This window comes from Actinomadura decatromicini (assembly GCF_008121305.1).
In the GTDB taxonomy this organism is placed as follows: domain Bacteria; phylum Actinomycetota; class Actinomycetes; order Streptosporangiales; family Streptosporangiaceae; genus Spirillospora; species Spirillospora syzygii.
The window spans coordinates 723,348-746,301 of sequence record NZ_VSRQ01000003.1 but is presented as its reverse complement, the minus strand read 5'-3'; the positions used below and the strand labels follow the sequence as shown (position 1 = coordinate 746,301).

General features: G+C 72.7%; 21 protein-coding genes. 10 read left to right on the top strand and 11 right to left on the bottom strand.

The annotated features are described in order from the left end of the window. Positions 1-20 precede the first annotated feature (20 nt). Together FXF68_RS17185 and FXF68_RS17180 are read left to right on the top strand one after the other, a co-directional pair. On the top strand, positions 21-1,055 hold the full coding sequence (locus tag FXF68_RS17185) for an NADP-dependent oxidoreductase (protein ID WP_148760267.1): 1,035 nt from the start codon (positions 21-23) through the stop codon (positions 1,053-1,055). A 67-nt stretch (positions 1,056-1,122) separates the two neighbouring features. Next, complete coding sequence (locus FXF68_RS17180; RefSeq protein ID WP_187437965.1) at positions 1,123-1,950, top strand: NmrA family NAD(P)-binding protein; 828 nt, start codon at positions 1,123-1,125, stop codon at positions 1,948-1,950. Positions 1,951-2,015: 65 nt separating this feature from the next. On the opposite strand, the gene FXF68_RS17175 is transcribed toward FXF68_RS17180, so the two are convergent. After that, complete coding sequence (locus tag FXF68_RS17175; RefSeq protein WP_148760263.1) at positions 2,016-2,447, bottom strand: hypothetical protein; 432 nt, start codon at positions 2,445-2,447, stop codon at positions 2,016-2,018. Positions 2,448-2,569: 122 nt separating this feature from the next. Between FXF68_RS17175 and FXF68_RS17170 the strand changes: the two genes are divergently transcribed. Beyond that, on the top strand, positions 2,570-3,199 hold the full coding sequence (locus tag FXF68_RS17170) for a DUF4360 domain-containing protein (RefSeq protein ID WP_148760261.1): 630 nt from the start codon (positions 2,570-2,572) through the stop codon (positions 3,197-3,199). Positions 3,200-3,265: 66 nt separating this feature from the next. On the opposite strand, the gene FXF68_RS17165 is transcribed toward FXF68_RS17170, so the two are convergent. Next, a complete protein-coding gene (locus tag FXF68_RS17165) occupies positions 3,266-4,117 on the bottom strand; it encodes an SAM-dependent methyltransferase (RefSeq protein ID WP_148760259.1) in 852 nt (283 codons plus the stop codon). 370 nt (positions 4,118-4,487) lie between these two features. Between FXF68_RS17165 and FXF68_RS17160 the strand changes: the two genes are divergently transcribed. Further along, the gene (locus tag FXF68_RS17160; protein WP_187437964.1) at positions 4,488-6,254 is read left to right on the top strand and encodes an asparagine synthase-related protein; all 1,767 of its coding nucleotides are present in this window, start codon (positions 4,488-4,490) and stop codon (positions 6,252-6,254) included. A gap of 240 nt (positions 6,255-6,494) precedes the next feature. Further along, positions 6,495-6,884 (top strand): VOC family protein, encoded by a 390-nt coding sequence (locus tag FXF68_RS17155; RefSeq protein ID WP_148760255.1) that lies wholly within the window; start codon positions 6,495-6,497, stop codon positions 6,882-6,884. A gap of 182 nt (positions 6,885-7,066) precedes the next feature. Here the strand turns inward: FXF68_RS17155 and FXF68_RS17150 are convergent, their stop codons facing one another. From FXF68_RS17150 to FXF68_RS17120, 7 genes are all read right to left on the bottom strand, one after another. Further along, positions 7,067-8,326, bottom strand: a complete 1,260-nt coding sequence (locus FXF68_RS17150) for an ABC transporter substrate-binding protein (protein WP_148760253.1) — start codon at positions 8,324-8,326, stop codon at positions 7,067-7,069. Beyond that, positions 8,244-9,383 (bottom strand): branched-chain amino acid ABC transporter permease, encoded by a 1,140-nt coding sequence (locus FXF68_RS17145; protein WP_222869973.1) that lies wholly within the window; start codon positions 9,381-9,383, stop codon positions 8,244-8,246. The genes FXF68_RS17150 and FXF68_RS17145 overlap by 83 nt, the downstream gene beginning before the upstream one ends. Next, entirely contained in the window at positions 9,376-10,263 is an 888-nt protein-coding gene (locus FXF68_RS17140) for a branched-chain amino acid ABC transporter permease (RefSeq protein WP_148760251.1), read from the bottom strand. Before FXF68_RS17140 ends, FXF68_RS17145 begins: the two co-directional genes overlap by 8 nt. Then, on the bottom strand, positions 10,260-11,018 hold the full coding sequence (locus FXF68_RS17135; protein ID WP_148760249.1) for an ABC transporter ATP-binding protein: 759 nt from the start codon (positions 11,016-11,018) through the stop codon (positions 10,260-10,262). Before FXF68_RS17135 ends, FXF68_RS17140 begins: the two co-directional genes overlap by 4 nt. After that, on the bottom strand, positions 11,015-11,797 hold the full coding sequence (locus FXF68_RS17130; protein ID WP_148760247.1) for an ABC transporter ATP-binding protein: 783 nt from the start codon (positions 11,795-11,797) through the stop codon (positions 11,015-11,017). The genes FXF68_RS17135 and FXF68_RS17130 overlap by 4 nt, the downstream gene beginning before the upstream one ends. Positions 11,798-11,940: 143 nt before the next feature. Then, entirely contained in the window at positions 11,941-12,819 is an 879-nt protein-coding gene (locus FXF68_RS17125; RefSeq protein ID WP_222869972.1) for an IclR family transcriptional regulator, read from the bottom strand. A 75-nt stretch (positions 12,820-12,894) separates the two neighbouring features. Then, positions 12,895-14,475: a class I adenylate-forming enzyme family protein gene (locus FXF68_RS17120; RefSeq protein WP_148760243.1), complete on the bottom strand. Its 1,581-nt coding sequence runs from the start codon at positions 14,473-14,475 to the stop codon at positions 12,895-12,897. Between the two features lie 212 nt (positions 14,476-14,687). Here FXF68_RS17120 and FXF68_RS17115 point away from each other — a divergent pair, with 212 nt between their 5' ends. Next, positions 14,688-15,896 (top strand): NAD(P)/FAD-dependent oxidoreductase, encoded by a 1,209-nt coding sequence (locus FXF68_RS17115; RefSeq protein WP_246178750.1) that lies wholly within the window; start codon positions 14,688-14,690, stop codon positions 15,894-15,896. A 62-nt stretch (positions 15,897-15,958) separates the two neighbouring features. Here FXF68_RS17115 and FXF68_RS17110 read toward each other — a convergent pair whose 3' ends face one another. Then, the gene (locus FXF68_RS17110; RefSeq protein ID WP_148760241.1) at positions 15,959-17,287 is read right to left on the bottom strand and encodes an aminotransferase-like domain-containing protein; all 1,329 of its coding nucleotides are present in this window, start codon (positions 17,285-17,287) and stop codon (positions 15,959-15,961) included. Between the two features lie 105 nt (positions 17,288-17,392). On the opposite strand from FXF68_RS17110, the gene FXF68_RS17105 reads away from it, so the two are divergent. Both FXF68_RS17105 and FXF68_RS17100 read left to right on the top strand, forming a co-directional pair. Further along, the gene (locus FXF68_RS17105) at positions 17,393-18,205 is read left to right on the top strand and encodes an alpha/beta fold hydrolase (RefSeq protein WP_148760239.1); all 813 of its coding nucleotides are present in this window, start codon (positions 17,393-17,395) and stop codon (positions 18,203-18,205) included. A 5-nt stretch (positions 18,206-18,210) separates the two neighbouring features. Then, on the top strand, positions 18,211-18,963 hold the full coding sequence (locus FXF68_RS17100) for an SDR family oxidoreductase (RefSeq protein ID WP_148760237.1): 753 nt from the start codon (positions 18,211-18,213) through the stop codon (positions 18,961-18,963). A 3-nt stretch (positions 18,964-18,966) separates the two neighbouring features. Here FXF68_RS17100 and FXF68_RS17095 read toward each other — a convergent pair whose 3' ends face one another. Beyond that, positions 18,967-19,698: a TetR/AcrR family transcriptional regulator C-terminal domain-containing protein gene (locus FXF68_RS17095; RefSeq protein WP_148760235.1), complete on the bottom strand. Its 732-nt coding sequence runs from the start codon at positions 19,696-19,698 to the stop codon at positions 18,967-18,969. A 113-nt stretch (positions 19,699-19,811) separates the two neighbouring features. On the opposite strand from FXF68_RS17095, the gene FXF68_RS17090 reads away from it, so the two are divergent. Continuing rightward, the gene (locus FXF68_RS17090; protein WP_148760233.1) at positions 19,812-21,284 is read left to right on the top strand and encodes an MFS transporter; all 1,473 of its coding nucleotides are present in this window, start codon (positions 19,812-19,814) and stop codon (positions 21,282-21,284) included. A 44-nt stretch (positions 21,285-21,328) separates the two neighbouring features. Then, positions 21,329-22,936: a phytoene desaturase family protein gene (locus FXF68_RS17085; RefSeq protein ID WP_148760231.1), complete on the top strand. Its 1,608-nt coding sequence runs from the start codon at positions 21,329-21,331 to the stop codon at positions 22,934-22,936. The last annotated feature ends 18 nt before the right edge of the window (positions 22,937-22,954 follow it).

Here is a 22,954-nt window from a genome sequence, read left to right as displayed (position 1 = left end):
ACTTCTGAGAGGGGCGTCCGATGGCGGAGAGCGGCAGGCGTCAGGCCCGGGAATGGCATCTCGTGCGGCGGCCGGAGGGACGGCTGTCGGCCGACGACCTCGCGCTGGTCGAGGCGCCGGTCCCCGACCTGGAGCCGGGGCAGGTCCTGGTGCGCAACACGCACCTGTCGGTCGACCCGTACATGCGCGGCCGGATGGACGACCGTCCGTCCTACATCCCGCCGTTCCCGCTGAACGCGCCGCTCGACGGGGGAGCGGTCGGGGTCGTCGCCGAGTCCCGCGCGGACGGCGTCGAGCCGGGCCGGGTGGTCACGCATTTCCGAGGGCTGCGCGAGGTCGCCGTGCTCGACGCGGACGGCGTCACCCCGGTCGATCCGGACGGCCTTCCCCCCGAGGTGTTCCTGAGCGCGCTCGGCGGGACGGGCCTGACCGCCTGGCTCGGCATCACGCGCGTCGCGGAGGTCCGGCCCGGCGACACGGTGTTCGTCACCGGCGCGGCGGGCGCGGTCGGCGGCATCGCCGGGCAGCTCGCCCGGCTGCGCGGCGCCAAGCGGGTGATCGGCAGCGCGGGCTCGCCCGCCAAGGTGCGCCACCTCGTGGACGAGCTCGGTTTCGACGCCGCCTTCGACTACCACGACGGCCCGGTCGGCGACCACCTCGCCGAGGCCGCGCCGGACGGGCTCGACGTCGTCTTCGACAACGTCGGCGGCGTCCAGTTGGAGGCCGCGATCGACCACCTGCGGATCGGCGCGCGGCTGGCCCTGTGCGGGGCGGCCGGGCAGTACGACGACCGCGAGCCGTACGGCCCGCGAAACCTCTACAACCTGACCACCAAGCGGGCGACGGCGCGCGGCTTCCTCGTCTCCGACCACGCCGACCAGGCGCCCGCCTTCTACTCCGAGGTCGCGCCGTGGATCCGGTCGGGCGAGATCGTCGACCGGCGGACCGTCCTGGACGGGATCGAGCGCGTGCCCGAAGGGCTGCTCGGCCTGTTGCGCAGCGGTGCGCCGACGGTCGGGAAGGTCGTCGTCCGGGTCGCCGGGGAGGACGCGTGACCGGAGCGAAGCAAGGATCACAGTGCTTCGGAGGTCGGGAGGGCGTCCTCCAGAAAGGTGGGAACACGTGAGCCGCACGGTTCTGGTGACCGGGGCGCGGGGCAAGACGGGCGTCGAGGTGACGTCCCGGCTGCGCCGCCTGGGGGCGGACGTGCGGGCGGGGTCGTCGCGGCCCGCCGCGGGGATGGTCCGGTTCGACTGGGACGATCCCGCGTCGTGGCGCGATGCCGTCGCGGGCGTGGACGCGGTCTTCCTGGTGCGTCCGGACATTCCGGCCGCGCCCGAGCTCGCCGCCGGGCTGGTCGAGGCGAACCCGGACGCGCACGTCGTCCTGCTGTCCGAGCAGGGCGCGGAGGCCATGGCGCCGGAGGCATGGGCGCGCCGGGTCGAGGACGCGGTCGCCGCGCGGGCCTCGTCCTGGACGTGGCTGCGCCCGTCGTGGTTCCACCAGGTCCTGACCGACCCGCGCTTCTACCGCGACGCCGTCCGGGACGACGGCGTCCTGAGCGTGCCCTCGGGCGGCGGCGCGATCGCCTGGGTGGACGCGCGCGACATCGCCGACGTCGCCGTCGCCGCGCTCCTCGCCCCGGACGACCACGACGGACGCGCCCACACCATCACCGGACCGGAGGCGCTCACGGTCACGGCGGTCGCGGCGGAGCTGTCCGCGCGCCTCGGCCGCCCGGTCCGCGCCGACGACCCGCCGCCGGAGACGGCCGTCCAAGGCGTCGACCCGTGGACGGCGGACATCCTCGACGACCTGCACCAGCGCATCCGGGACGGCGGCTTCGCCGACCTCTCCCCGGCGGTGAAGGAGATCACCGGACACGCGCCGATCCCGATGGGCGACTTCATGGCCGCCCACCTGGACCACTGGAAGAGAGCGGCCGAATAGGGCCCGCGACCTCGGGCGGGACTGGCGACCGATCCGGCGCCCACCCGCCCGAGGCACGGTTCAGCTCAATTGATGGTGATGCCGCCGTGCACGTCCCTCACCTGGACGACCTTTTCGGCTTTTCCGGTGAAGACATTCGTGACGCCGTCGTCATTCGCCGTCGTTTCGACACGTGCCTGGCTGAGGTGATTCTCGACCTCAAGCCGGAATTCGGCGTCCTCGCTCATGGCGTTTCGGAGCGCGACCGTGAGATCGTCGGCGAACCCGGTGTCGTCCGCCATTGTCCGGCGCAGCGCCTCGGCCAACCTCGCGAGCCCGTCGTCGCCGCCGGACGCGATCGCGCCCTCCAGGACCTCTTCCTCGGCGGGACGTCCCCGAAAACGCTCGCGCACCTTCCGGCACAGCGCGGCGACGCCGTCCCTGACCGGTTCCCCGGTGAGCTCGACCGCCCTGCCCGCCGCCGCCGTCGCGACAGCCAAGGTAAACGGATCAGCCATCGGTCACATCCAAAGCGTGGGAGAGGGGGCCGCATTGACGATACCCCGAGTGAAGGTTACCCTCCGCTCAACCTTCTGTAACTACGTCCGTTTATGGACTTTTTGAGCGGAAAGTAATGGCCATGCGAACCGGAATCGCCATTGTAGCCGCGGCGCTCACGCTGACCGCGACGCCGTCCGCGTCGGCCGCCGCCGCTCCACGCGGCCCGGACGCGATGACCATCAAGATCGCCCAAAGCGGCGGCTCAGGCTGCCCCTTCGACACGACCACGGTCGCCGTCTCGGACGACCTCACGGCGTTCTCCGTCGCCTACTCCGACTACACGGCGCAGGCGGGCGGTTCGTCGCTCCCCGTCCAATCCCGCAAGTACTGCAGGCTGGCCCTGCGGGTGTTCGTCCCGCAGAACGTCACCTACGGCATCGTGGCGACGGACCACCACGGCTACGCCTCTCTCCTGGACGGCGCGAAGGCCACCCACAGCGCCGGCGCCTACTTCCACGGCCAGCCAAGCAGGCCGATCACCCACGACCTGACCGGTCCCTACGCCGACAACTGGCAATTCACCGACCAGTCAGACCTGGGAAACTTCCTCTGGAAACCCTGCGGCCAGGACCCCACCTTCGACATCAACACCGAACTGAGAGTCGATCAGGGCACCGCAGACCCGTCCAAGCTCAACCTGATCACCATGGAAGCCGCCGACTCCACGATAAGAACGACCTACCACCTAACCTGGAAACCCTGCCCCTAACCCGCCCCACTGGCAGGTCGACCTGCGCACGACGGCTTCGGGTTCGATCCCCCTGGCGGATGGGGGTCAGGGTTTGTGGAGGACGCCGCCGAATTCTTTGGCGCGGCGCCAGTCGGCTGAGGCGCCGAGGAGGTGGCGCAGTTCCGGGTCGACGGGTTCGAGGGGCGGTTGGGTGGGGTCCGGGCGCCAGTCCACGACGTTGACCAGGCCCGGGTCGACCGGTTCCAGGTCGCGGACGAAGTCCGCGACCTGGTCGGGGGTTCGGCTTTTCCAGCGCATGCCGACGCTGTGCATGGTCGCGGTGAACTCGTCGGCCGTCCGCTGGTCGATGCCGACGAACTGGGACAGCGCGACGTAGCTGTCCGAGGGCAGCGCGTTCGCGACCGTGGTGATCGTGTGATGGGCCGTGGCGTCGTCGGGAATCGAGTGCGGCACCGACAGGAAGAGCGCGGCGACGGGCTGGGTGAAATCGATGAGGCGTCGGGTGTCCAGGTCGTTGAGGACTTCGTCGGGATCGGTCATGTCCCGGCCGATTACGGTGGTGTGCTCGTTGTCGGCGAGCAGGGCGCGGCCATGGGTGAGAACGATCGGGTCGTTGTCGACGTAGACGACGTGCGCCGTCGGTTGGAAACGCTGCGCCACCTGATGCACATTGTGCTGGGTGGGGAGTCCGCTGCCGAGGTCGAGAAACTGCGTGATGCCGACGTCGCGGGCCAGGAAGCGGACCACCCGATAGAGGAACAGGCGATTGGCCCTGGTCGCGTCAAGGGCTTCTGGGAATCTCTCGTTGAGCGCCAGCACGGCGGCCCGGTCGACGGCGTAGTGGTCCTTGCCGCCGAGCGCGTAATTGTACATTCGCGCAGGTGTGGGGACGTCTACCGAGAAATTCGCGTGAATCGAGGGACCGTCTGCTGGCACGGCAGACCCCCTATCGTCCAGCCGGCTACCGGGGGCGACAATGCTACCGGGAAAATCAACGGTGAAGGATCGGCGCTTTCAGGTGGCGGTCAGCCGTCATCCAGTTAGCGCGGCGCCCGTGATGAGCGGGGGCGGGAGCGCGGGCGGCGGGGCATGGGCATCGTCCATCCGCGGTGCGGCGAGATGTCCGCGACGACCGATTGCTTGGCCGCGTCGGCCGCAGTATTCACGTTCCAGCCACGCTGGGTTAACCCCTTTATCGCCGCTCGTCGCCAGACTAATTTGTCCCCTCAGGTTCATAATTGAATGGATTACCGTGCGTTCATATCTCGCCGTCATAGCGTCATCGCCTGGAGGTCGGCTGCCCGAGGTGGTCCTTGAGGCGGCGGAGGCCGCGGCGGTGGACTCCATTCCGGTGCCGCCCGAACATCTCGAATCCGGGCGCTGGATCTCGGGCGACGGCGGTGTCGCCCTTCTGTCCTGGTCGAATGAGCCCCGGCACGAACTCCTCCCGCGGCCGCTGATCGAACACGGCGGACGGGTGCTCGGATACTGCGGCTATCTCGGCGAGCCCGAGGACGACGAGCGGAAACTGCTCGATTCCGACCGGCTGGGCGACGCGGCCGAGTCGCTCGGCGGATGTTTCTCGGTGTTCCGCGCGGACGAGCGCGAGGTGCAGGCGGCGACGTCGATCGCGCGGGTCTGCCCCGTCTACCACGCGGAGGCGGGCGGGGTCTTCGTCGCGGGCAGCCGGGCCCTCCTCGTCCATCTCGTGGCGCGGGCGGCGGTGACGAACATGGTCAGGCCGCCGGTCGACCTCGACACCATGGCGCTCCAGCCGATGGTCCGGCACGGGTTCTTCACGAACGACGAGACGCCGTTCGCGGGGGTGCGCGCGTTGCCCGCTGCCAGCACGATCACGGTCCGGTCCGGCGGGCGGCCCGACATCGTCACGGCGCCGCTGCCGGAGGTGCTGCCCGCCCCGACCGGGGCCCGCGCGGCGCGCGAGCGCGTCGGACGGCTCGGCGAGGCGCTGATCAAGGCCGCCGCGCCGCTGGCCAGGCACGACGAGCCCGTCAACCTGGCCCTGTCGGGCGGCCGCGACAGCCGCGTCATGGCGTCGATCCTGCGGGCCGCCAAGGTCCCGATGACGGCCACCACCCACGGTTTCGCGGACGACCCCGACGTCATCCTGGGGACGGAGATCGCAAGGCGGCTCGGCATCGAGCACAAGGTCACCCAGACGGTCACCGCCGAGAACCAGACGTCCGTCGACGTCGCCCACCCGTTCCTCAGGGCCTACGACATCATCCGCACCTGCGAGGGAATGACGTCGGCGTACGAGCGCGTCAACAACTGGGCCCCGTACACCCTCACCCCGAAGACGTCCGGGTCGGGCGGCGAAACTCTGCGGGGCGGTTTCCTCTACGACCAGAAGGACCAGAGCCCGGCCGGGCTTCGGAAACGGGTCGAGAGCATTTTCAAGTCGGGCAGCGCCTTCCTCACCCCGGAGGCCAACGCGCGGGCGGCGGAACTGCACGGCGAATGGGCGGAACGCGCCGAGAACGACGGTGCCGGAGTGCTCGACCTGCTTTACCTGTTCTACCGGTCAGGCCGCTGGATCGTCGGCTCCCACACGGCCACCCTGATGAACGGGCCCTATTACCACCCGTTCTTCGACAACCGCGTCGTCCGGGAGGCGCTGGCCCTGCCCGCGACGTGGCGGGCGAACGAGGAGGTCGTGTTCCGGCTGATCGAGACACTGGCCCCCGAGATCGCCCAGGTCCCGCCGGAGGGAAAGCGGTGGCGTTTCGAGGCGAACTCGCCGCGGCGCCTGCGCGAATGGCCCGCCTGGCGGCGCCGGGCCGCGGTCCTCCCGGTGGGGCGGACCTCCGGCTTCAACTGGCGGAAGTCCTACGACGAGAACTTCCTCGCCATTCTGCGCGACCAGGTCATGAACGCGCCGCCGGAGCTGTTCGACATCGTCGACGAGCGCAGGGCCAAGGAGCATTTCGCCACCGTCCCGAAGGGGTGGGCCAACCAGACCTGGCACATCTACACGCTTGCGGTCCTGCTGTCGGGCGAATGGCGCGACGCCCGTCCCGACCTCCCGGACGTCACCATTCCGATCCCGTGACCGGCTGACGCCGCCGCCGAGGCGCGGGGTCACATTCGCGTCGTCCGGTCGGTCAGTGCTGCGACACGGCCGGACGAACGGATGTGACGCCGGATCGACCGCATCGACGGCGCCGCCGGCCCCGGGCGCCTCCGCCGCCTCGACCTGACCGCCCTCGCCTGAAACCCACGACGACGGCGGTCACATTCGTCCGCCGCCGTCAGTCATAGCGGTGACGGCACGAACGAAGAGGAGACAACGATGCTGCAAGCAATCGCCTATGCGAGCGTCTTCGTCAGCGACCAGGACAAGGCGCTCGACTTTTACACCAACGTTCTCGGCTTCGAGGTCCGGTTCGAGAACCCGACGCCCGACGGCCCCCGATTCCTGACGGTCGGCCTGCCCGGACAGGATTTCCAGTTGGTCCTCTGGCCGGGAACTCCCGGACAGGCCCAGCCGATCAAGACCCACATCCCCGGGGCCTACACCATCGACACCGACGATTTCGAGCGGGCGCACCAGGAGTTGACGTCGCGCGGCGTCCGGTTCGACACCGAGGTGATGGAGTACCCGTGGGGGAGCCTCGCGATTTTCCAGGATCCCGACGGCAACCGCCTGCAACTGCGCGGACTGCGGAAAAGCACCGGCTGACCCCGGCTGACCATCGGCGCGGACAGGCGCCCGAACCCACGCTCGGGCGCCTGTCCGCATTCCCCGCCCACGGGACGGCCAGGCCCCCGACCCACGTCGAAACGACCTTCCACCTCGTCTGGAAGCGCTGCAAGAGCTGAGCCCGGCCCCGCACGGGCAGGACGAGGCCGGGCCGCCGGGCGTCAGCGCACCTTGTACTCGGGGGTCATCTGGGCGCGGTAGGGGCCGGTCTCCGCGACGAGGCCGCCCTCGGCCGCCGCGTCCACCCTGGAGATGAACGTCTCGGTCGACGCGGGCGCGCCCGGGACGGTGAAGTCCATCGGCGCCATCAGCCCGCCCGTGTCGAGGCCCTTCAGCTTCCGGTAGGACGTGCGCAGCCCTTCGCGCGTGAGGTCCTTCTCGGCGCACGCCTGCTTGAGGGCCTCGCCGAGCACCTGCGCGGAGACGTAGCCGTAATCGGCCAGCGCGTTCGCGGGCGCGTCCGGGTGCTTGGCCTTGAACGCGGCCGCCACCTCCTTCGGCCCCGGCGCGTCGGCGCCGTAGGGGGCGTACGACGTCAGGACGGTCAGGTTCTTCTCCAGCGCGGCGCGGACGGGCGTGTCGAGCAGGGCCGGGTCGAAGCCGGGCGCCTGCGTCAGGATCGGGACGTCCATCCCGATCGAGCGGGTCACGCCCGCGACGGACGCGGTCTGCCGGGCGGACGCGCTGAGCAGGATCGCCTTGGCCCCCTCCGCCTTCAGTTTGGTGACCTGGGCGGTGAGGTCCGCGTCGGTCGCCTTGATCTGCGCGCCCCTGACCGTCAGGCCGAGCCGTCCCGCCGCCCACGAGCTGCCCCGGAAGGCGTTGGCGCCGTACTCGCCCTCGAAGTAGATGTGGCCGATCGTGTCGCCCTTCGCGAGCAGCCTCCGCTTCGTCGTGAAGTAGTCCAGGCCGTTGATCATGTCGATGTCGTAGGTGCTGCCGAGCACGACCAGGTACTCGCTCGACAGCAGCGAGGACGCGAACGAGGACGGCACGGTCAGCAGCTTCTTCGCCCGGATCTCCGGCTCCAGCGCCGCCGTCATCGGCGAGCCGAGCAGGTGCGTGATGCCGAGCACCTGCGGCTCCAGCTCGCTGAAGGCGACGGTGGCCTTCTGGACGTCGTACCCGTGGTCCTTGACCACCAGTTCCAGCTTGCGTCCGCAGATCCCGCCGGCCGCGTTGACCTTGTCGATGTAGAGCTGGTTGCCCTGGACCTGCGTGCGGCCGAGCGGCCCGAAGACGGCGCCGGACAGGTCGCTGATCGCGCCCAGCTTGATCGTCTTCGCGGTGACGCCGGGGCCCGTCCGGACTCCGTCGCCGCCCGCGCCGTCCCCGCCCTCAGCGGCCTTGCCGCTGCAGCCCCCGGCGAGCACCGCCAGGCAGAGCGCGCCGAGCGCGGTCCATCGTGATCGTGATGGCATTGGGTGTTCCCTTCCGAGCCTTCTGAGCTTTCCGAGCCTGCTGAGCCGAGCCGATGACGAAGGCGACGATCGCCGCGCCGTAGAGCATGCGGACGGCGGTGGCGGCGTCGACGCCGTCCTCGCCGGGCCGCGCGAGGAACCCGATGTCGTCGCCGTAGTGGGAGAGGACGAGCGGGAGCCCGGTGATGAAGGCCGCGCCGGCCGCCGCGCCCCGGACCGAGCCGAGGCCGCCGATGACGACCATCGCGAGGTACTCGATGGACAGCACCAGCCCGAAGTGGTCGGGGACGATCCGCCGCGCGGTCAGCGCGATCAGGATCCCGGCGAGCCCCGCGTACATCGCGGAGAGCACGAACGCGCCCGCCCGGTACCGGCGGAGCGGCACGCCCATGCTCGCGGCGGCGATCGGGTTCTGCCGCATGAGGCGCATGGCCCGTCCCGGCCTGCCGCGGGCGATCCGTCCGGCGACGACGTAGGCGGCCACGGCGCACGCGAGCGCCACGTACCAGAGGCGCTCCCTCGCCCCGAAGGGCACGCCCAGCAGGACGAGCTCCGGTTCGTCGCCGGTCAGCCGGAACCCGAGAACAGACAGCTCGGGGACGGACCGTCCGTTGAACCCGCCCGTGACCGGACGCGCGTTGAACAGCACGTGCTGCCCGAGGAACACCAGTCCGAGCGAGGCGACGCCGAGGTAGAGGCCGCTGAGCCGTCCGGCGACCGGGCTGAACGCCAGCCCGGCCCCGCCCGCGAGCGCGACGGCGAGCAGCGCGGCGACCGGCGTCGGCAGCCCGGCCCCGGCCAGCTCCGTCCCGGCGGACCCGGCGCCCGGCTCGCCCGCCAGGAAGGCGTAGCCGTACGCGCCGACGGCGAGGAAGAAGGCGTGCGCGAGGGAGAGCTGCCCGGCCGTCCCGACCAGGACGGTGAGCCCGATCGCGCCGATGATCGCCGCCATCATGAACGCGCCGACCTGCAACCAGAAGGCGTCGAGGTAGAAGGGCATGGCGACCAGCACGCCGAGCGCCGCCACCGCCCCCGCGATCCGCAGGACCCTAGACACGGACGGCCTCCTTGCTTCCGAACAGCCCGGACGGCCGCCACAGCAGGATGAGGATCATCAGCAGGTAGGGCGTGACGTCGCCCGCGCCCTGGCCGAGGAAGCCCAGCTCGTCGGCGTATCCGGCGACGAGCGTCTCGGTGACGCCGACCGCGATGCCGCCCGCCACCGCGCCCTCCGGCGAGTCGAGGCCGCCGATGATCACGGCGGGGACGGCGCGCAGCGCCAGCAGCCCGGTGTGCGGCTCGACCCCGGTGTTCGGGAACGCCACGAGGAACAGTCCGGCGAGGGTGGCGAGCGCGCCGCCGATCAGCCAGGACGCGGCGCGGACGCGCCGCAGCCTGATCCCCATCAGCGTCGCGACCTCGGGGTCCGCCGCGGCGGACCGCCAGGAGACGCCCCAGGTGGTGCGCTTGAACACGACGAACAGCAGCCCGATCACCAGCAGCGCGGACAGCAGGGCGGCGGTGCGCGAGTGCGGGACGACGAGCCCGCCGACCCGCCAGACGCCGTCCGCCCACGGGTCCCCGGTCGGCATGACACGCGATCCGATGCGGCGGGCCAGCTCGGTGGCGAGGAGCACGTCCGCGCCGATGGTAAGGATCGACAGCGTCATGTGCTCGCCGTGCGGGACGAGCCCCACCAGCCAGTACAGGCCGAGCCCGCCGAGCGCGCCCGCCCCGAGCCCGAGCCCGAGCGCGGGCCAGAAGCCCGTGTGCGGGGAGAGCGCCGCGACGACGTACGCGCCGAGCAGCAGCAGGGAGCCCTGCGCGAAGTTCACCACCCGCGTGCCCTTGAAGATCACCGCGAAGCCCACGGCGATCAGCGCGTAGATGGATCCGAGCGAGACGCCGATGGCGAGCAGCTCGATCAGCCGGCTCATGAGTGCGCTCCCAGGTAGGCGCGGAGGACCTCCGGGTGCTCCCGGACGTGCGCGGGCGGCCCGTCGGCGATGACGCGGCCGAAGTCCAGGACAGTGATCCGGTCGGCCAGGCCCATGACGAGCGGCATGTCGTGCTCGACCAGGACCACCGCCACACCGAGCACCGCGCGGGTCTCCTGGATCAGGGCGACGGCCGTCGCCTTCTCGTGGTGGGTCATCCCGGCGACCGGCTCGTCCAGCAGCAGCACCCGCGGCTCCGCCGCGAGCGCGCGGGCGAACTCGACCCGTTTGCGGTCGCCGTAGGACAGTTCGGCGACGGGCGTGTGCAGCACGGCGTCCAGCCCGGTGAACGCGGCGATCTCGGTGACCCGCGCGCGGTGCCGGTCCTCCTCGCGGCGGACGCGGCGCAGCCCGAGCCCCGTGGACACGAACCCGGCGCGGGTGAGGTGGTGCCGGGCGACCATCAGGTTGTCGAGGACGGTGTCCGCGCCGCCGAGCGCGATGTTCTGGAACGCGCGGGCCACGCCGAGCCGGGTGATCGCGTGCGGCGGCAGCCCGGTCAGCTCCCGGTCCCCGAGGCGGATGGAACCGCCGACCTGGTACACGCCGCAGATCGCGTTGAAGCACGAGCTCTTGCCCGCGCCGTTCGGCCCGATCACGGCGTGGACGGCGCCGGGCTCGACGTCGAAGGACACCGAGTCCAGGGCCCGCACGCCGCCGAAGCGCAGGGAGACGTCCCGCAGGCTGAGCCTCATGGGACCCACACGCTCAGCGAGCGTCCGCCGCCGGTCACCGCGAGCTCGGGGCCGCGCGGGTCGCCGAGGTAGCGGGCGCGCACCTCGTCGGACGCCGCCAGCGTCGCGGCGGGCCCTTCGAGCGCCACCGTCCCGGCCTCGACGACGTAGGCGTGGTCGGCGATCGACAGGGCCATGGCGGCGTTCTGCTCGACGAGGAGGACGGCCGTCCCCTGGTCGCGGATCTCGGAGACGACACGTCCGATGTGGGCGACCATCTTCGGGGCGAGGCCGAGCGACGGCTCGTCCAGCAGGAGCATGTCCGGCTCCGACATCAGCCCGCGGCCGATGGCGAGCATCTGCTGCTCGCCGCCCGACATCAGGCCCGCGCGCTGGGCGCGGCGCTCGGCCAGCACCGGGAACAGCGCGTAGACGCGCTCGTACGCCTGGGCGCGGACCGAGCGCGACCCCGCGCGCACCGCCCCGGCCCGCAGGTTCTCCTCCACGGTCATGCCCGCGAAGACCCGCCTGCCCTCCGGGACCTGGACGACGCCGGAGGCGACGATCGCGGCCGGGTCCCGGCCGGTGATCGTCTCGCCGCGGAAGGCGATCCGCCCCGCCTCGACCCGGCCGCCGTGGTGGTCGAGCACGCCGGAGACCGCCCGCATCAGCGTCGTCTTCCCGGCGCCGTTGCCGCCCAGCACCGCCACCACGGTGGAGGCCGGGCACGCCAGCGTGCAGTCGTCGAGGGCGGTCATGTGCGGGCCGTACCGCACGGTCAGGTCTGTGACTTCCAACATCTGGACGGGCCCTCCTCTCGGGAGCGCGTGGCTGTCATGCACGACGACTGTGAACTGGGCGAACGGAAAGAGAAAGCGGTCGTGCCGCTATGTGGCACGCTCCGAAAAATGGCGAAAAGGAAAGCGCGACTAAGGAATTGGCGCTAGGGCAGTCGCGGGGCGTTCGCGGCGGCCGACAGCGCGCGGGCCGCCTGGTGCGCCACCCGGCGCAGCGCGGGCGCGATCCGCGCCGGGTCGAACCGGTGGTCGGCGGCGGCGACCGACAGCGCCGCGACCGGACGCCGTCCCGGCCCCATGATGGGCGTCGCCGCGCAGCTCAGCCCGAGGACGGTCTCCTGGCGGTCGAAGGCGATCCCGTGCTCCCTGACGCGCCGCAGCTCCCGCCGCAGCGCCTCGGGGTCGCGGATCGTGTAGGGGGTGTGCGCGGCCAGCGCGCCGCCCGCGGCGACCTCGGCCGCGTCGTGGTCGAACGCCAGCAGCGCCTTCCCGACGCCCGTCGAGTGGGCGGGACGGCGGCAGCCGATCTCGGACGGCACGCGCGCCGACCGGTGCCCGTGCAGCTTGTAGACGTACATGACCTCGGCGCGGTGCAGCACGGCCAGATGGACGGTCTCGTGCGTCATGTCGTACAGGTCGACCAGGTACGGCAGCAGCCGTTCACGGAGCAGCCCGGGGGCCGGGCCGTAGACGCGGGTGCCGATGTCGAAGAGCCGCGCGCTGAGGCGGTAGCCGCCGTCCACCCGCTCGACCAGCCCGTTGCGCTCCAGGATGCCGAGCAGGCGGAAGGTCGTCGACTTGGTCAGCCGGGTCCGGCGGGCGAGTTCGCTCACCCCGATCCCGGTGTCGTGCTCGGCGATCGACTTCAGCAGGACGACGGCCTTGTCGACCGCCGTCCGCCGATCCTCGCACGTCTCCTGAGCCGTGGCGGTGACCAGTGACAGGAAGGGCTCCCCGCCCGCCGTCGCGGGGGCGTGGTCCGCCGCTCCGGTTCCGCCGCCGTCCCAGGTGACGCTTTCACTCACGGGTCCGCCCGCCATTAGCGATCACTTCCGTCAGGGGTGGGCCCGGCCCGCCGGGGATGGACCGGAGCGGCCCGGTCAGCTCGCGGACGGACGCACGCCGGACGCGAGGGCCGGGTGGCGGCGCAGCGCGATCCGGTCGATCTTGTTCGCCGGGGTGCGCGGGATCGCCGGGAGGGCGATGATCCGCAGCGGACGCTTGTAGCCGGTGAGGTGCCGGGCGCAGTGCCCGGCCAGCTCGTCCGGGTCGAGCGGCGCGCCGCCGGGCGCGGCCGACACGAACGAGACGGGACGCTCGCCCTTGCGGTCGTCCGGGACGCCGATGGTGGCGGCCTCGTCCACGGCGGGGTGGGTCAGCAGGACGTCGTCGATCTCGCGCGGGTAGACGTTGAAGCCGCCGACGATGATCATGTCCTTCTTGCGGTCGACGATGTGCAGGTAGCCGTCGCCGTCGAACCGCCCCATGTCGCCGGTGTGGAACCAGCCTTCGGTGAGCGCCTCGATCGGCTCGCCGTCCAGGCCGAGGTAGTGGTGCAGCATGTGCGGGGCCCGGACGCGGATCTCGCCGGTCTGCCCGGCCGGCAGCGGGGCGAGCCGGATCGGGTCCACGACCTGGACCTGGACGCCCGGGGCCGGCGTCCCGACCGAGCCGGGGCGCGGCGGCCGGCCGGGCGGGTTGCACGCGATCGGCGCCAGCTCGGTCATCCCGTACGCCTCGTAGATCGGCTGCCCGGTCGCCGCCTGCCAGCGGTTCTGCAGGTCGGCGGGGATCGCCGAGCCGCCGCCCTGGCAGAGCCGCAGCGCCGCCAGGCCGGCCTCCGCCAGCGCCGGAGCGGACAGGACGCCGCCGTAGATGGCCGCCGGACCGCCGCTGAACACCGTCACCCGGTGCCGTTCCAGTTCCTGGACGACGGTCGCCGGAGCGAACCGGGGCACCATGACGAGGCCGCCCCGTCCGTACACCGCGTGCAGGAAGCCGATCGCGAGGCCCCAGATGTGGAACATGGGCGCCACGTTGAGCCAGATCTCCTCGTCCAGCCGAGTGGGCCAGCACGTCTCGGCGCCCTCGACGGTCCGCAGCAGCGCCGCGTGGGTGTACTCGACGCCCTTGGGCAGGCCCGTGGTGCCGCCGGTGAACAGCAGCGCGGCCATGTCGCCGGGGGCGGGGGAGCGGAGCGCCCCGGCGGCGGGGGCGTCCGGGCGCAGGTCGGCGTCGGTGACCGGGAGGACCGTCAGCCTGAGTTCGGCGGCGGCCGCCTCCGGCCCGGCCGTCGCCGCCTCCGCGTCGGTGAGCACGACCACGGGTGCGGATCCCCGCAGGAGGGGGCTCAGCTCGGCCGGGGTGTAGCCGGGGTTGAGGCAGGCGACACGTCCGCCCGCGACCCACACCGCGAAGATCGCCACGGCCATCCGCGGCGAGTTGGGCATGGCGATCGCGACCGTCCGGCCGCGTGCGCCCGCCGCCGCGAGGCGTGCGGCGAGGGCGTCCACGGCGCGGCCGTACTGGGCGTAGGTCAGCGTCCTGGCGTCGCAGGTGATCGCCGTCCGGTCGGGGGCGTGCGCGACCGCGTCGCGCAGGGCCTCCACGAGCGTGGCGATCCGGCGGCCCTCCGCCGTGGGCCGGGCGTCACCTGGGACGGTCTCGTCCAGAGCAGGCATGGGGTTCTCCTCTCACCCGCGGTGGATTTTTTCTATCGTTCAATCGATCGAACGTCAATACCCGCATATGCGCAGGTTAGCCGCGCGGGCCGGAGTAGAGCGGGTATCGGAGGCGCCTCCGCCCCCGCCGCCCTCCGAGGGTTGGCGGGACGGGTGGACGGCTGGTAGCTTCCAATTATTCAATTGACTGATCGATCGAATGGAGCGTGCGGGTGGGCGACGGTCTCCGGGGCGTGCGCGGGCCCCGCCGGGTCGTGGTCGTGGGCGGCGGGCTCGCCGGGCACACCGCCGCCGCGGCGCTGCGCGCCGAGGGCTTCGACGGCGGCCTCACCGTCCTCGGCGCGGAGCCGCACCCGCCTTACGACCGGCCGCCGCTGTCAAAGGAACTGCTGGCCGGAACCGTCGACGACACCACGCTCCAGGCCGACCTGCGCGCGGACCTCGACGTCGACCTCCGCCTGCGTTGCCGTGCCCTTCGGCTGCGCGCGGGGACGGTCGAGAGCACCGAGGGCGTCCACCCTTACGACGCCGTCATCCTCGCGACCGGGTCGTCGCCCATCGGACTGGGCGGGACGTCCCGCGCCGTCCACGCGCTGCGCACGGTCGCGGACGCGCGGCGGCTGCGCGCGGCGCTGCGCGACGGGGCCTCGGTCGCGGTCGTCGGCGCGGGATGGATCGGCAACGAGGTGGCGACCCGCGCCGCCGCCCTCGACCGGAAGGTCACCGTCATCGACGCCGCGCCCGCCCCGCTCGCGCGGGCGCTGCCCGGTGCGGTCGGGGAGCAGCTCGTCCCCTGGTACGCCGAGCAGGGCATCGACCTGCGCCTGAACACGCCCGTCACCGGCCTGGACGACCACGGCGTCTCCCTCGCGGGCGGCGGCCGGGTGGACGCCGACATCGTCGTGACGGGCATCGGCGCCCGGCCGGACACCGGCTGGCTGCGGGGGAGCGGCGTCCCCCTCGCCCCGGACGGCGCCGTCGACGCGGACGCGACCCTGCGCACCGGGCCGGGTCCCGTCTACGCGGCGGGCGACATCGTCCGCTGGCCGTCGCGCCTCTTCGGCGGACGCATACGGGTCGAGCACTGGGACCACGCCGCCGCGTCCGCCCAGACCGCCGCCCGCAACGTCCTCGGCCGTGACGAGCCCTACGACCCGGTGCCCTACTTCTGGTCCGACCAGCTCGGGCACCGCCTCCAGTACGTCGGTCACCACGACGGCGCGGAGCGGCTCGTCCTGCGCGGACATCCGTCCGACTCGTGGACGGCGCTGTGGGTCTCCGGACGCCGCCTGCGCGCGGCCCTCGCCGCCGACAATCCGCGCGACGTCCGCGACGCCCGCCGCCTCATCGCCGGCCGCCTCCCGCTCTCCGTCGAGCACGCCGCCGACCCAGCCGTCCGCCTGACGGACGCCGCCGACTAAACCCTTGGACAATCGCCGAGCGCTACGACGCCGAAGAGACCGAGACCTACGCCGTCAGCTCCCTAGTCGGCGGTGGTGTCCTCGGGGGCCATCCGGGCGAGGGCCGCGAGGGTGTCGAGTGCGGACGACAGGGTCTCCATCGCCGGGGAGGCGAGTGCGAGGCGGACGGCGTGGGGAGCGTGACCCGTCCCGACCGTGAAGGCGGCGGCGGGGGAGACGGCGATGCCCCGGCGGGCGGCGGCCGCGACGAACGTCTCGGCGCGCCACGGCTCGGGCAGCCGCCACCAGCAGTGGTAGGCGTGCGGGTCCGCCTCGACGGCGAACCCGGCGAGGCGCTCGCGCATGAGCGTTTGGCGCGCCGCCGCGTCCCGGCACTTGGCGCGCTGGACGGTCTCGGCCGTGCCGTCGGCCAGCAGCCGCGTCGCCGCGTCGAGCGCGAACCGCCCGGCGGACCACCCGCCGGACCGCAGCGCGGCGGCGATCCGCCCCGTCAGGCGCTCCGGCGGGACCGCGAAACCCGTGGTCAGGCCCGGCGCGAGCCGCTTGGACAGGCTGTCCACCACGACGACGTGGTCGGGCGCCAGGTCGGCGAGCGGCGGGAGGTCCTCGCGGAGGAAGGCGTAGATGGCGTCCTCGACGGCGAACAGGTCAAGCTCACGGAGCAGGTCGGCCAGTTCCGCCCGTCGCCGGGCGGGCATCGTGCCGCCAAGTGGGTTGTGCAGCGTCGGTTGGAGGTACACGGCGCGCAGCGGCCCGCTGGACCGGATCGCCTCGGGCGTCACCCCGTCCTCGTCCATCGCCAGCGGGACGAGCGTGACGCCCAGACGCGCGGCGATGCCCTTCACGACGGGATAGGTCAGCGCCTCCACGCCCAGGCGCTCGCCCGGCGGCACCAGGGCCGCGACCGACGCGGCGATCGCCTGCCGCCCGTTGCCCGCGAACAGCACGCGCCCCGGATCGGGGGCCCAGCCCGCGCGGGACAGCAGCCGCGCGGCGGCCTCCCGGTCAGGGCCGGCGCCCGCCGCGCCGGCCGGGCGGAGCGCCGACTCCAGGACGTCGGGCCGCAGCATCCCGCCGAGGCTCGCCGCGACCAGCGCGGGCTGCTCCGGGAGGACGGAGAAGTTCAGCTCCAGATCGACCAGCGCGTCGGCGGGCTCGGCCAGGGCGGGCTCGGCGGGCGGACGCCCGGCGCGGACGAACGTGCCCCGGCCCACCTCGCCCACGGCCAGCCCCCGCCGGACCAGCTCCCCGTACACCCGCGCGGCCGTCGAACCGGCGATGCCGTGCTGCCGGGCGAACCGCCGCTGGGGCGGCAGCCGGTCGCCGGCGCGGAGGCGGCCGTCGGCGATCTGCGCGGCCAGCGCGTCGGCGATCTTCCGGTAGTCGTCCATAGCGCTCCACGATATTGCACCGAGAACAATTCAGCTATTGCATCGAGATATTGCCCTCAATAGCATCGAACCGGCAAGCGGGACGAGGATGAGGAGCGCGTATCCATGAGCACGCTTTCCGTCGATGGGGTGACCATCGCGTACGACGACGAGGGAAGCGCCGCCGCCTCCGTGCTGGTGCTGGTGCACGGCCATCCGTTCGACCGGTCGATGTGGCGTCCGCAGGTGGAGCGTTTCGCCGCGGGCGGCTGGCGAGTGATCGTCCCGGACCTGCGCGGCTACGGCGAGACGACCGTCATCCCGGGGAAGACCCCGCTGGAGACCTTCGCCCGCGACATCATCGGACTGCTCGACCGGCTCGGCGTGGAGAGCTTCGTCCTCGGCGGGCTTTCCATGGGCGGGCAGATCGCCATGGAGATCCACCGGCAGGTCCCGGAGCGGATCCGCGGGCTGCTGCTCGCCGACACCGCGCCCTGGGCGGAGACGGAGGACGGTCGGCGGTCGCGAAACGCCCTCGCCGACCGGTTGCTCGACGAGGGCATCCGGCCCTACGCCGAGGAGGTCCTGCCGAAGATGGTGGCCCCGGCGACCATCGAACGGCTGCCCGCGGTCGCGGAGCACGTGCTCGGCATGATGCTCGGCACGTCACCGGAAGGCGCGGCCGCCGCGCTGCGCGGCCGGGCCGAACGTCCCGACTACGTCGAGTCGCTGGCCGGCGCCGCCGCGCCGGTCCTGATCGTCGTCGGCGGCGAGGACGAGTACACGCCGGTCGAGGACGCGCGGCGGATGCACGAGCTCATCCCGAACTCCGCACTGGTCGTGATCGACGGGGCCGGGCACATGCCGAACCTGGAGCGTCCGGCCGAGTTCGACGACGCCCTGCGCGCGCTCCTGGACGTCGTTTCCGAGGAGGCGTGAACGGGATGACGACGACCGTGTTCGTGACCGGGGCCAGCTCCGGTTTCGGCGCCGCGATCGCCCGCCGGTTCGCCGCCGACGGCGCCCGCGTCGTGGCCGCCGCCCGACGTGGGGACCGGCTCGCGCGGCTGGCGGAGGGATGGGGCGGCGCGGTGCACCCCCTCGTCCTGGATGTCCGCGATGGCGCGGCCGTCGCCGAGGCGGTGTCCGGGCTGCCGCCGGAGTTCGCCGACATCGACGTCCTGGTGAACAACGCCGGTCTGGCCAAGGGCCTCGAACCCGCTCACTTGGCCGATCTGTCCGACTGGGACGAAATGCTCGACACCAATTGCAGGGGCCTCATCCATTGCACGCGCGCGATCCTGCCGACCCTGGTGGCGAAAGGCAGCGGTCATGTGATCAACCTCGGGTCGGTGGCGGGCACGTACCCGTATCCCCGCGGGAACGTCTATGGCGCCACCAAGGCGTTCGTGCGCCAGTTCAGCCTCAACCTCCGCAGCGACCTGCACGGCACCGGCGTCCGCGTCACTTGCGTCGAGCCCGGCATGTGCGGGTCGACGGAGTTCTCCACGGTGCGATTCCACGGAGACCAGGAAAAGGCGGCCGACGTCTACGCGGGAATGCGGCCGATCGAGCCCGAGGACATCGCGGAATCGGTGCGCTGGGCGGTGTCCCAGCCCGCCCACGTCAACGTCAACACGATCGAACTGATGCCCGTCGCCCAGAGTTTCGGGCCTTTCGCCGTCCACCGCGCCTGAGGTTCACCCAGCGGACGGCAACTGGGCGGCGAGTCCGTCGAGCAGGTAGCGGAGCCCGGTGGTGAAACTGCCGTCCCAGTCGTCGTCGTAGAGGTAGCCGCAGGCGGCCAGGGTCGGATACCGGTCGCCGTCGGCCCGCAGCCGCTCCTGCCCGACGCGGCGTTCCTCGTCGGTGATGCGCAGGGCCGCCTCGGACGCGGTCGAACCCATCACGTGGTTGTAGAGCGCCCACGTCGCCGCCGACAGCCCCTTCCCGGTGAACCCGGCGCGGACCAGGGTCGCTTGCAGGAACTCCATCCAGGCCAGGAAGTTCGGCCCGATCGTCGGCCGCCGCCGCGCCGGGACGGCCGCCGCCCAGGGATGCCGCAGCAGCGCCGCCCGCCACGTCGTCAGGACGGCGGAGACGTCGTCGCGCCAGCCGTCCGCGCTCCCCGCCGTGGGCGGCGGCTCGCTGAAGATCGCGTCGACGGCGAGGTCGAGCACGTCGTCCTTGGTGTCGACATGCCAGTACAGCGACGGCGCGGCGACCGAGAGGCGCTCGGCGAGACGGCGCATGGTGAGGCGGTCGATCCCCTCCTCGTCGAGAAGCGCGACGGCGGCCTCGACGATGCGGTCGAGCCTCAGCGGCGGCTCGCCCCGGGACGTCCGGCGGGGCCGCAGCCAGACGCTCCGGAGCCCCGGCTCGGCCCGGGGCTCCTTGCGCCGGTCGCGTCCACGCTCCGCCGCCTTGTCCATCGCACCTCGCACATCTCTGGGCCGTCCTGACCGGCGGACCCAGTGTAGTACCGTGTTCGATCGCGCCTAACGTTGTTAGGGAGAGTCGAACATTGGTAGACAGGAGCGGAACGATGGAAGGCAAACCAGCCCCGGACCGGCGGCGGTGGTGGACGCTGCTCGCCGTGAGCGCGGCGCAGCTCCTCGTCGTCCTGGACGGGACGATCGTGAACATCGCGCTGCCGTCCGCGCAGGACGCGCTCGGCATGTCCGACACGAGCAGGCAGTGGGCGATCACCGCCTACGCCCTGGCCTTCGGCGGACTACTGCTGATCGGCGGCAGGATCAGCGGGGCGCTCGGCCACCGGCGCACGTTCATCGCGGGCCTGGTCGGGTTCGCCGCCGCGTCCGCCCTCGGCGGCGCGGCCGTCGACGCCGGGACGCTGTTCGGCGCGCGGGCGCTGCAGGGCGCGTTCGCCGCCGCGCTCGCCCCCGCCGGGCTGTCGCTGCTGACCACCACGTTCACCGGGGACCGCGAACGCGGCCGGGCGTTCGGCGTGTTCGCCGCGGTCGGCGCCGCCGGATCGGCGGTCGGCCTGGTCGCGGGCGGGCTGCTGACCGAGTACGCGAGCTGGCGGTGGTGCCTGTACGTCAACGTCCCGATGGCGCTGCTCGCCGTCCTCGGCGCGACGCTCGTCCCACGGGACCGGGCGGGGCGCGGGCGCGGCGGGCTCGACGTCCCCGGCGCGCTGCTCAGCACCGCCGGGTTCGCCGCCCTCGGCTACGCCTTCAGCGAGGCCGCGCCGCACGGCTGGAGTTCGGTCCGGGTCCTGTCGGCGCTGGGGGCCGGTGTCGTGCTGCTGGCGGCGTTCACCGCCGTGGAGATCCGGTCGCCCCACCCGCTGCTGCCGATGCGCGTCCTCGCCCACCGGGCCCGCGCGGGCGCGTTCGCCTCGATCACGCTGCTGTTCGTCGCGATGTTCGGCTTCTACCTGTTCATGAGCTACTACACGCAGACGGTCCTGGGCTACTCGCCGGTCGAGGCGGGGCTGACGCTCATCGTCAACGCCGTCGCGGCGCTGCTCGGCTCCGTCCTCATCGCCGGGAGACTGCACGGACGTGTCGCGCCCGCGCTCCTGATCGTCCCGGGCCTGGTCGCCGCCGCCGCCGGGATGCTCGTCCTGACACGGCTGACCGCGCACAGCGCCCATGTCCTGCCGATGTACCTGGTGCCGTCACTGGTCCTCACCGGGGTCGGGCTCGGCTGCGTCCTGCCGCCGACCGCCGGACTTGCCACGGCGGGCATGCGGGGACACGACATCGGCGCGGCGTCGGCGGCATACAACGCCGCCCAGCAACTCGGGGCCGCGCTCGGCACGGCGCTGCTCAACACGGTCGCCGCCGGCGTCACGGCGTCCTACCTGGCCGGACGCGCCGGACGCACCCCCGACGAGGCCGTCGTGCACGGCTACACCGTCGCCCTGACCGTCGCCGCCGCCATCCTGCTGGCCGCCGCGTGCATCGCGGCCCCGCTCACGAAGAACCGTCCAGCCGACGAACGGGAAAGGCAGCCGACACCGGACGACGACCTGATCCGCCCTCGCTGACAGTTCCCGGCGTCCTGGGTACCGTCGTCGTGAAGGAGGCACCCATGGTGCGAAGCGAGAGCGTTCCTCCTGCGACGGGCTTCGACGCCGTCGTCATCGGCAGCGGCATCAACGCCCTGGTCGCCGCCGCGCGGCTCGCGCGCGGCGGCTGGCGGGTCGCGGTGTGCGAGCGCGAGGACCGGCCCGGCGGCGCCATCCACACCAGCGGGGAGGTCTTCCCCGGCTACACCGTGGAACTCCTGTCGAGCTGGCACCCGCTGTTCGTCGGAGGCCCCGCCTACGCCGACCTCGCCGACGAGCTCGCCCGGCGCGGCGTCGTCTACCGCAACACCACCTGGCCGACCGGCGTCGCGTGCCGCGACGGGGCGGCGGCCCTGTCGACCGACCCGGACGCCCTCACCGCCACCCTGGCCGATCTCGGGGACGCCGAGAACTGGTCGGCGATGATGACCGAGTTCGGCGGCAAGATCGATCTGGCGTTCGGCGTGCTCGGCGCCGACTTCTGGCGTCCCGGCGCGCTGCGGCTCCTGTGGCGGGCGCTGCGGCGCCTCGGCCGCCGCGGCCTGGTCGCGTCCGGCGCGGAGGTCCTCGAACCGTCCCGGCCCTGGCTGGAGCGGACGTTCTCCTCTCCCGTCACCCGCGCCCTGCTCGCCCCCTGGGCCCTGCACGGCGGCCTCGGCCCCGACGACGCGACCTCGGCGTTCATCACCAAGGTCATCGCCGCGGCGGTCGCCACCGGCGGGATGCCCGTCCCCGAGGGCGGCGGCGTCCGCCTCGTCGACGCGCTGGCCGGCATCGTCACCGACGCGGGCGGCGAACTGCTCACCGGCGCCGACGTCACGCAGGTCGTCGTGGAACAGGGCCGCGCCAGAGGCGTCCGGCTCGCAGACGGACGGGTGCTGCCCGCCCGACGCGCCGTCCTCGCCTCGGTCACCCCGCACGCCCTCTACGAACGACTCTTGGCGGACGGTGCTCCCGCCGATCGTCTCAAGGCGGCGCGGGCCTTCCGGCACGGCCGCGCCGCCATGCAGATCCATCTGGCCCTCGCCGAACCGGCCCGCTGGAGTGACCCGGCCCTGAACGACGTCGCTCTCGTCCACGTCCTCGATGACCTGGACTCCCTGTCGGCGTCGGTGAACGCCGCCTGGCGCGGGGTGCTCCCCGAACGTCCGACCGTCGCCGTCGGGCAGCCCGCCACCGTCGACCCCGGGCGCGTCCCCGAGGGCAGGGGCCTGCTCTGGCTCCAGCTCCAGGAACTGCCCCGCCAGGTCCGCGGCGACGCGGCGGGCGCCATCGACCCGGGCGACGGCGCCTGGACGCCGCGGCTCCGCGACGCCTACGCCGACAGGATCCTCGACGTCCTCCGCCCCCACATCACCAACCTGGACTCGGCCCTCACCGACCGTCTGGTTCTCGGCCCCGTCGAACTGGAGGAGATGAACGTCAACCTGGTCGGCGGCGACCCCTACGGCGGCGATTGCCGGATCGACCAGTACGCCCTGTGGCGGCCCCTGTCGTCGGGCACGGGCCACGCGACCGGCGTCCGGGGCCTGTGGCACATCGGCGCGTCCACCCACCCCGGCCCGGGCCTCGGCGGCGGCTCCGGCTTCCTCGTCACCGAACGCCTCCTGCACCCACGAGGCCGCCGCTAACCCAGGCGCAGCCCCCGG

Coding starts and splice junctions, on each gene's coding strand:
- FXF68_RS17150 (WP_148760253.1), bottom strand. CDS start 8,326: ATGCCATCACGATCACGATGGACCGCGCTCGGCGCGCTCTGCCTGGCG.
- FXF68_RS17140 (WP_148760251.1), bottom strand. CDS start 10,263: ATGAGCCGGCTGATCGAGCTGCTCGCCATCGGCGTCTCGCTCGGATCC.
- FXF68_RS17170 (WP_148760261.1), top strand. CDS start 2,570: ATGCGAACCGGAATCGCCATTGTAGCCGCGGCGCTCACGCTGACCGCG.
- FXF68_RS17110 (WP_148760241.1), bottom strand. CDS start 17,287: ATGGACGACTACCGGAAGATCGCCGACGCGCTGGCCGCGCAGATCGCC.
- FXF68_RS17105 (WP_148760239.1), top strand. CDS start 17,393: ATGAGCACGCTTTCCGTCGATGGGGTGACCATCGCGTACGACGACGAG.
- FXF68_RS17095 (WP_148760235.1), bottom strand. CDS start 19,698: ATGGACAAGGCGGCGGAGCGTGGACGCGACCGGCGCAAGGAGCCCCGG.
- FXF68_RS17100 (WP_148760237.1), top strand. CDS start 18,211: ATGACGACGACCGTGTTCGTGACCGGGGCCAGCTCCGGTTTCGGCGCC.
- FXF68_RS17175 (WP_148760263.1), bottom strand. CDS start 2,447: ATGGCTGATCCGTTTACCTTGGCTGTCGCGACGGCGGCGGCGGGCAGG.
- FXF68_RS17135 (WP_148760249.1), bottom strand. CDS start 11,018: ATGAGGCTCAGCCTGCGGGACGTCTCCCTGCGCTTCGGCGGCGTGCGG.
- FXF68_RS17120 (WP_148760243.1), bottom strand. CDS start 14,475: ATGCCTGCTCTGGACGAGACCGTCCCAGGTGACGCCCGGCCCACGGCG.
- FXF68_RS17185 (WP_148760267.1), top strand. CDS start 21: ATGGCGGAGAGCGGCAGGCGTCAGGCCCGGGAATGGCATCTCGTGCGG.
- FXF68_RS17130 (WP_148760247.1), bottom strand. CDS start 11,797: ATGTTGGAAGTCACAGACCTGACCGTGCGGTACGGCCCGCACATGACC.
- FXF68_RS17085 (WP_148760231.1), top strand. CDS start 21,329: ATGGTGCGAAGCGAGAGCGTTCCTCCTGCGACGGGCTTCGACGCCGTC.
- FXF68_RS17155 (WP_148760255.1), top strand. CDS start 6,495: ATGCTGCAAGCAATCGCCTATGCGAGCGTCTTCGTCAGCGACCAGGAC.
- FXF68_RS17090 (WP_148760233.1), top strand. CDS start 19,812: ATGGAAGGCAAACCAGCCCCGGACCGGCGGCGGTGGTGGACGCTGCTC.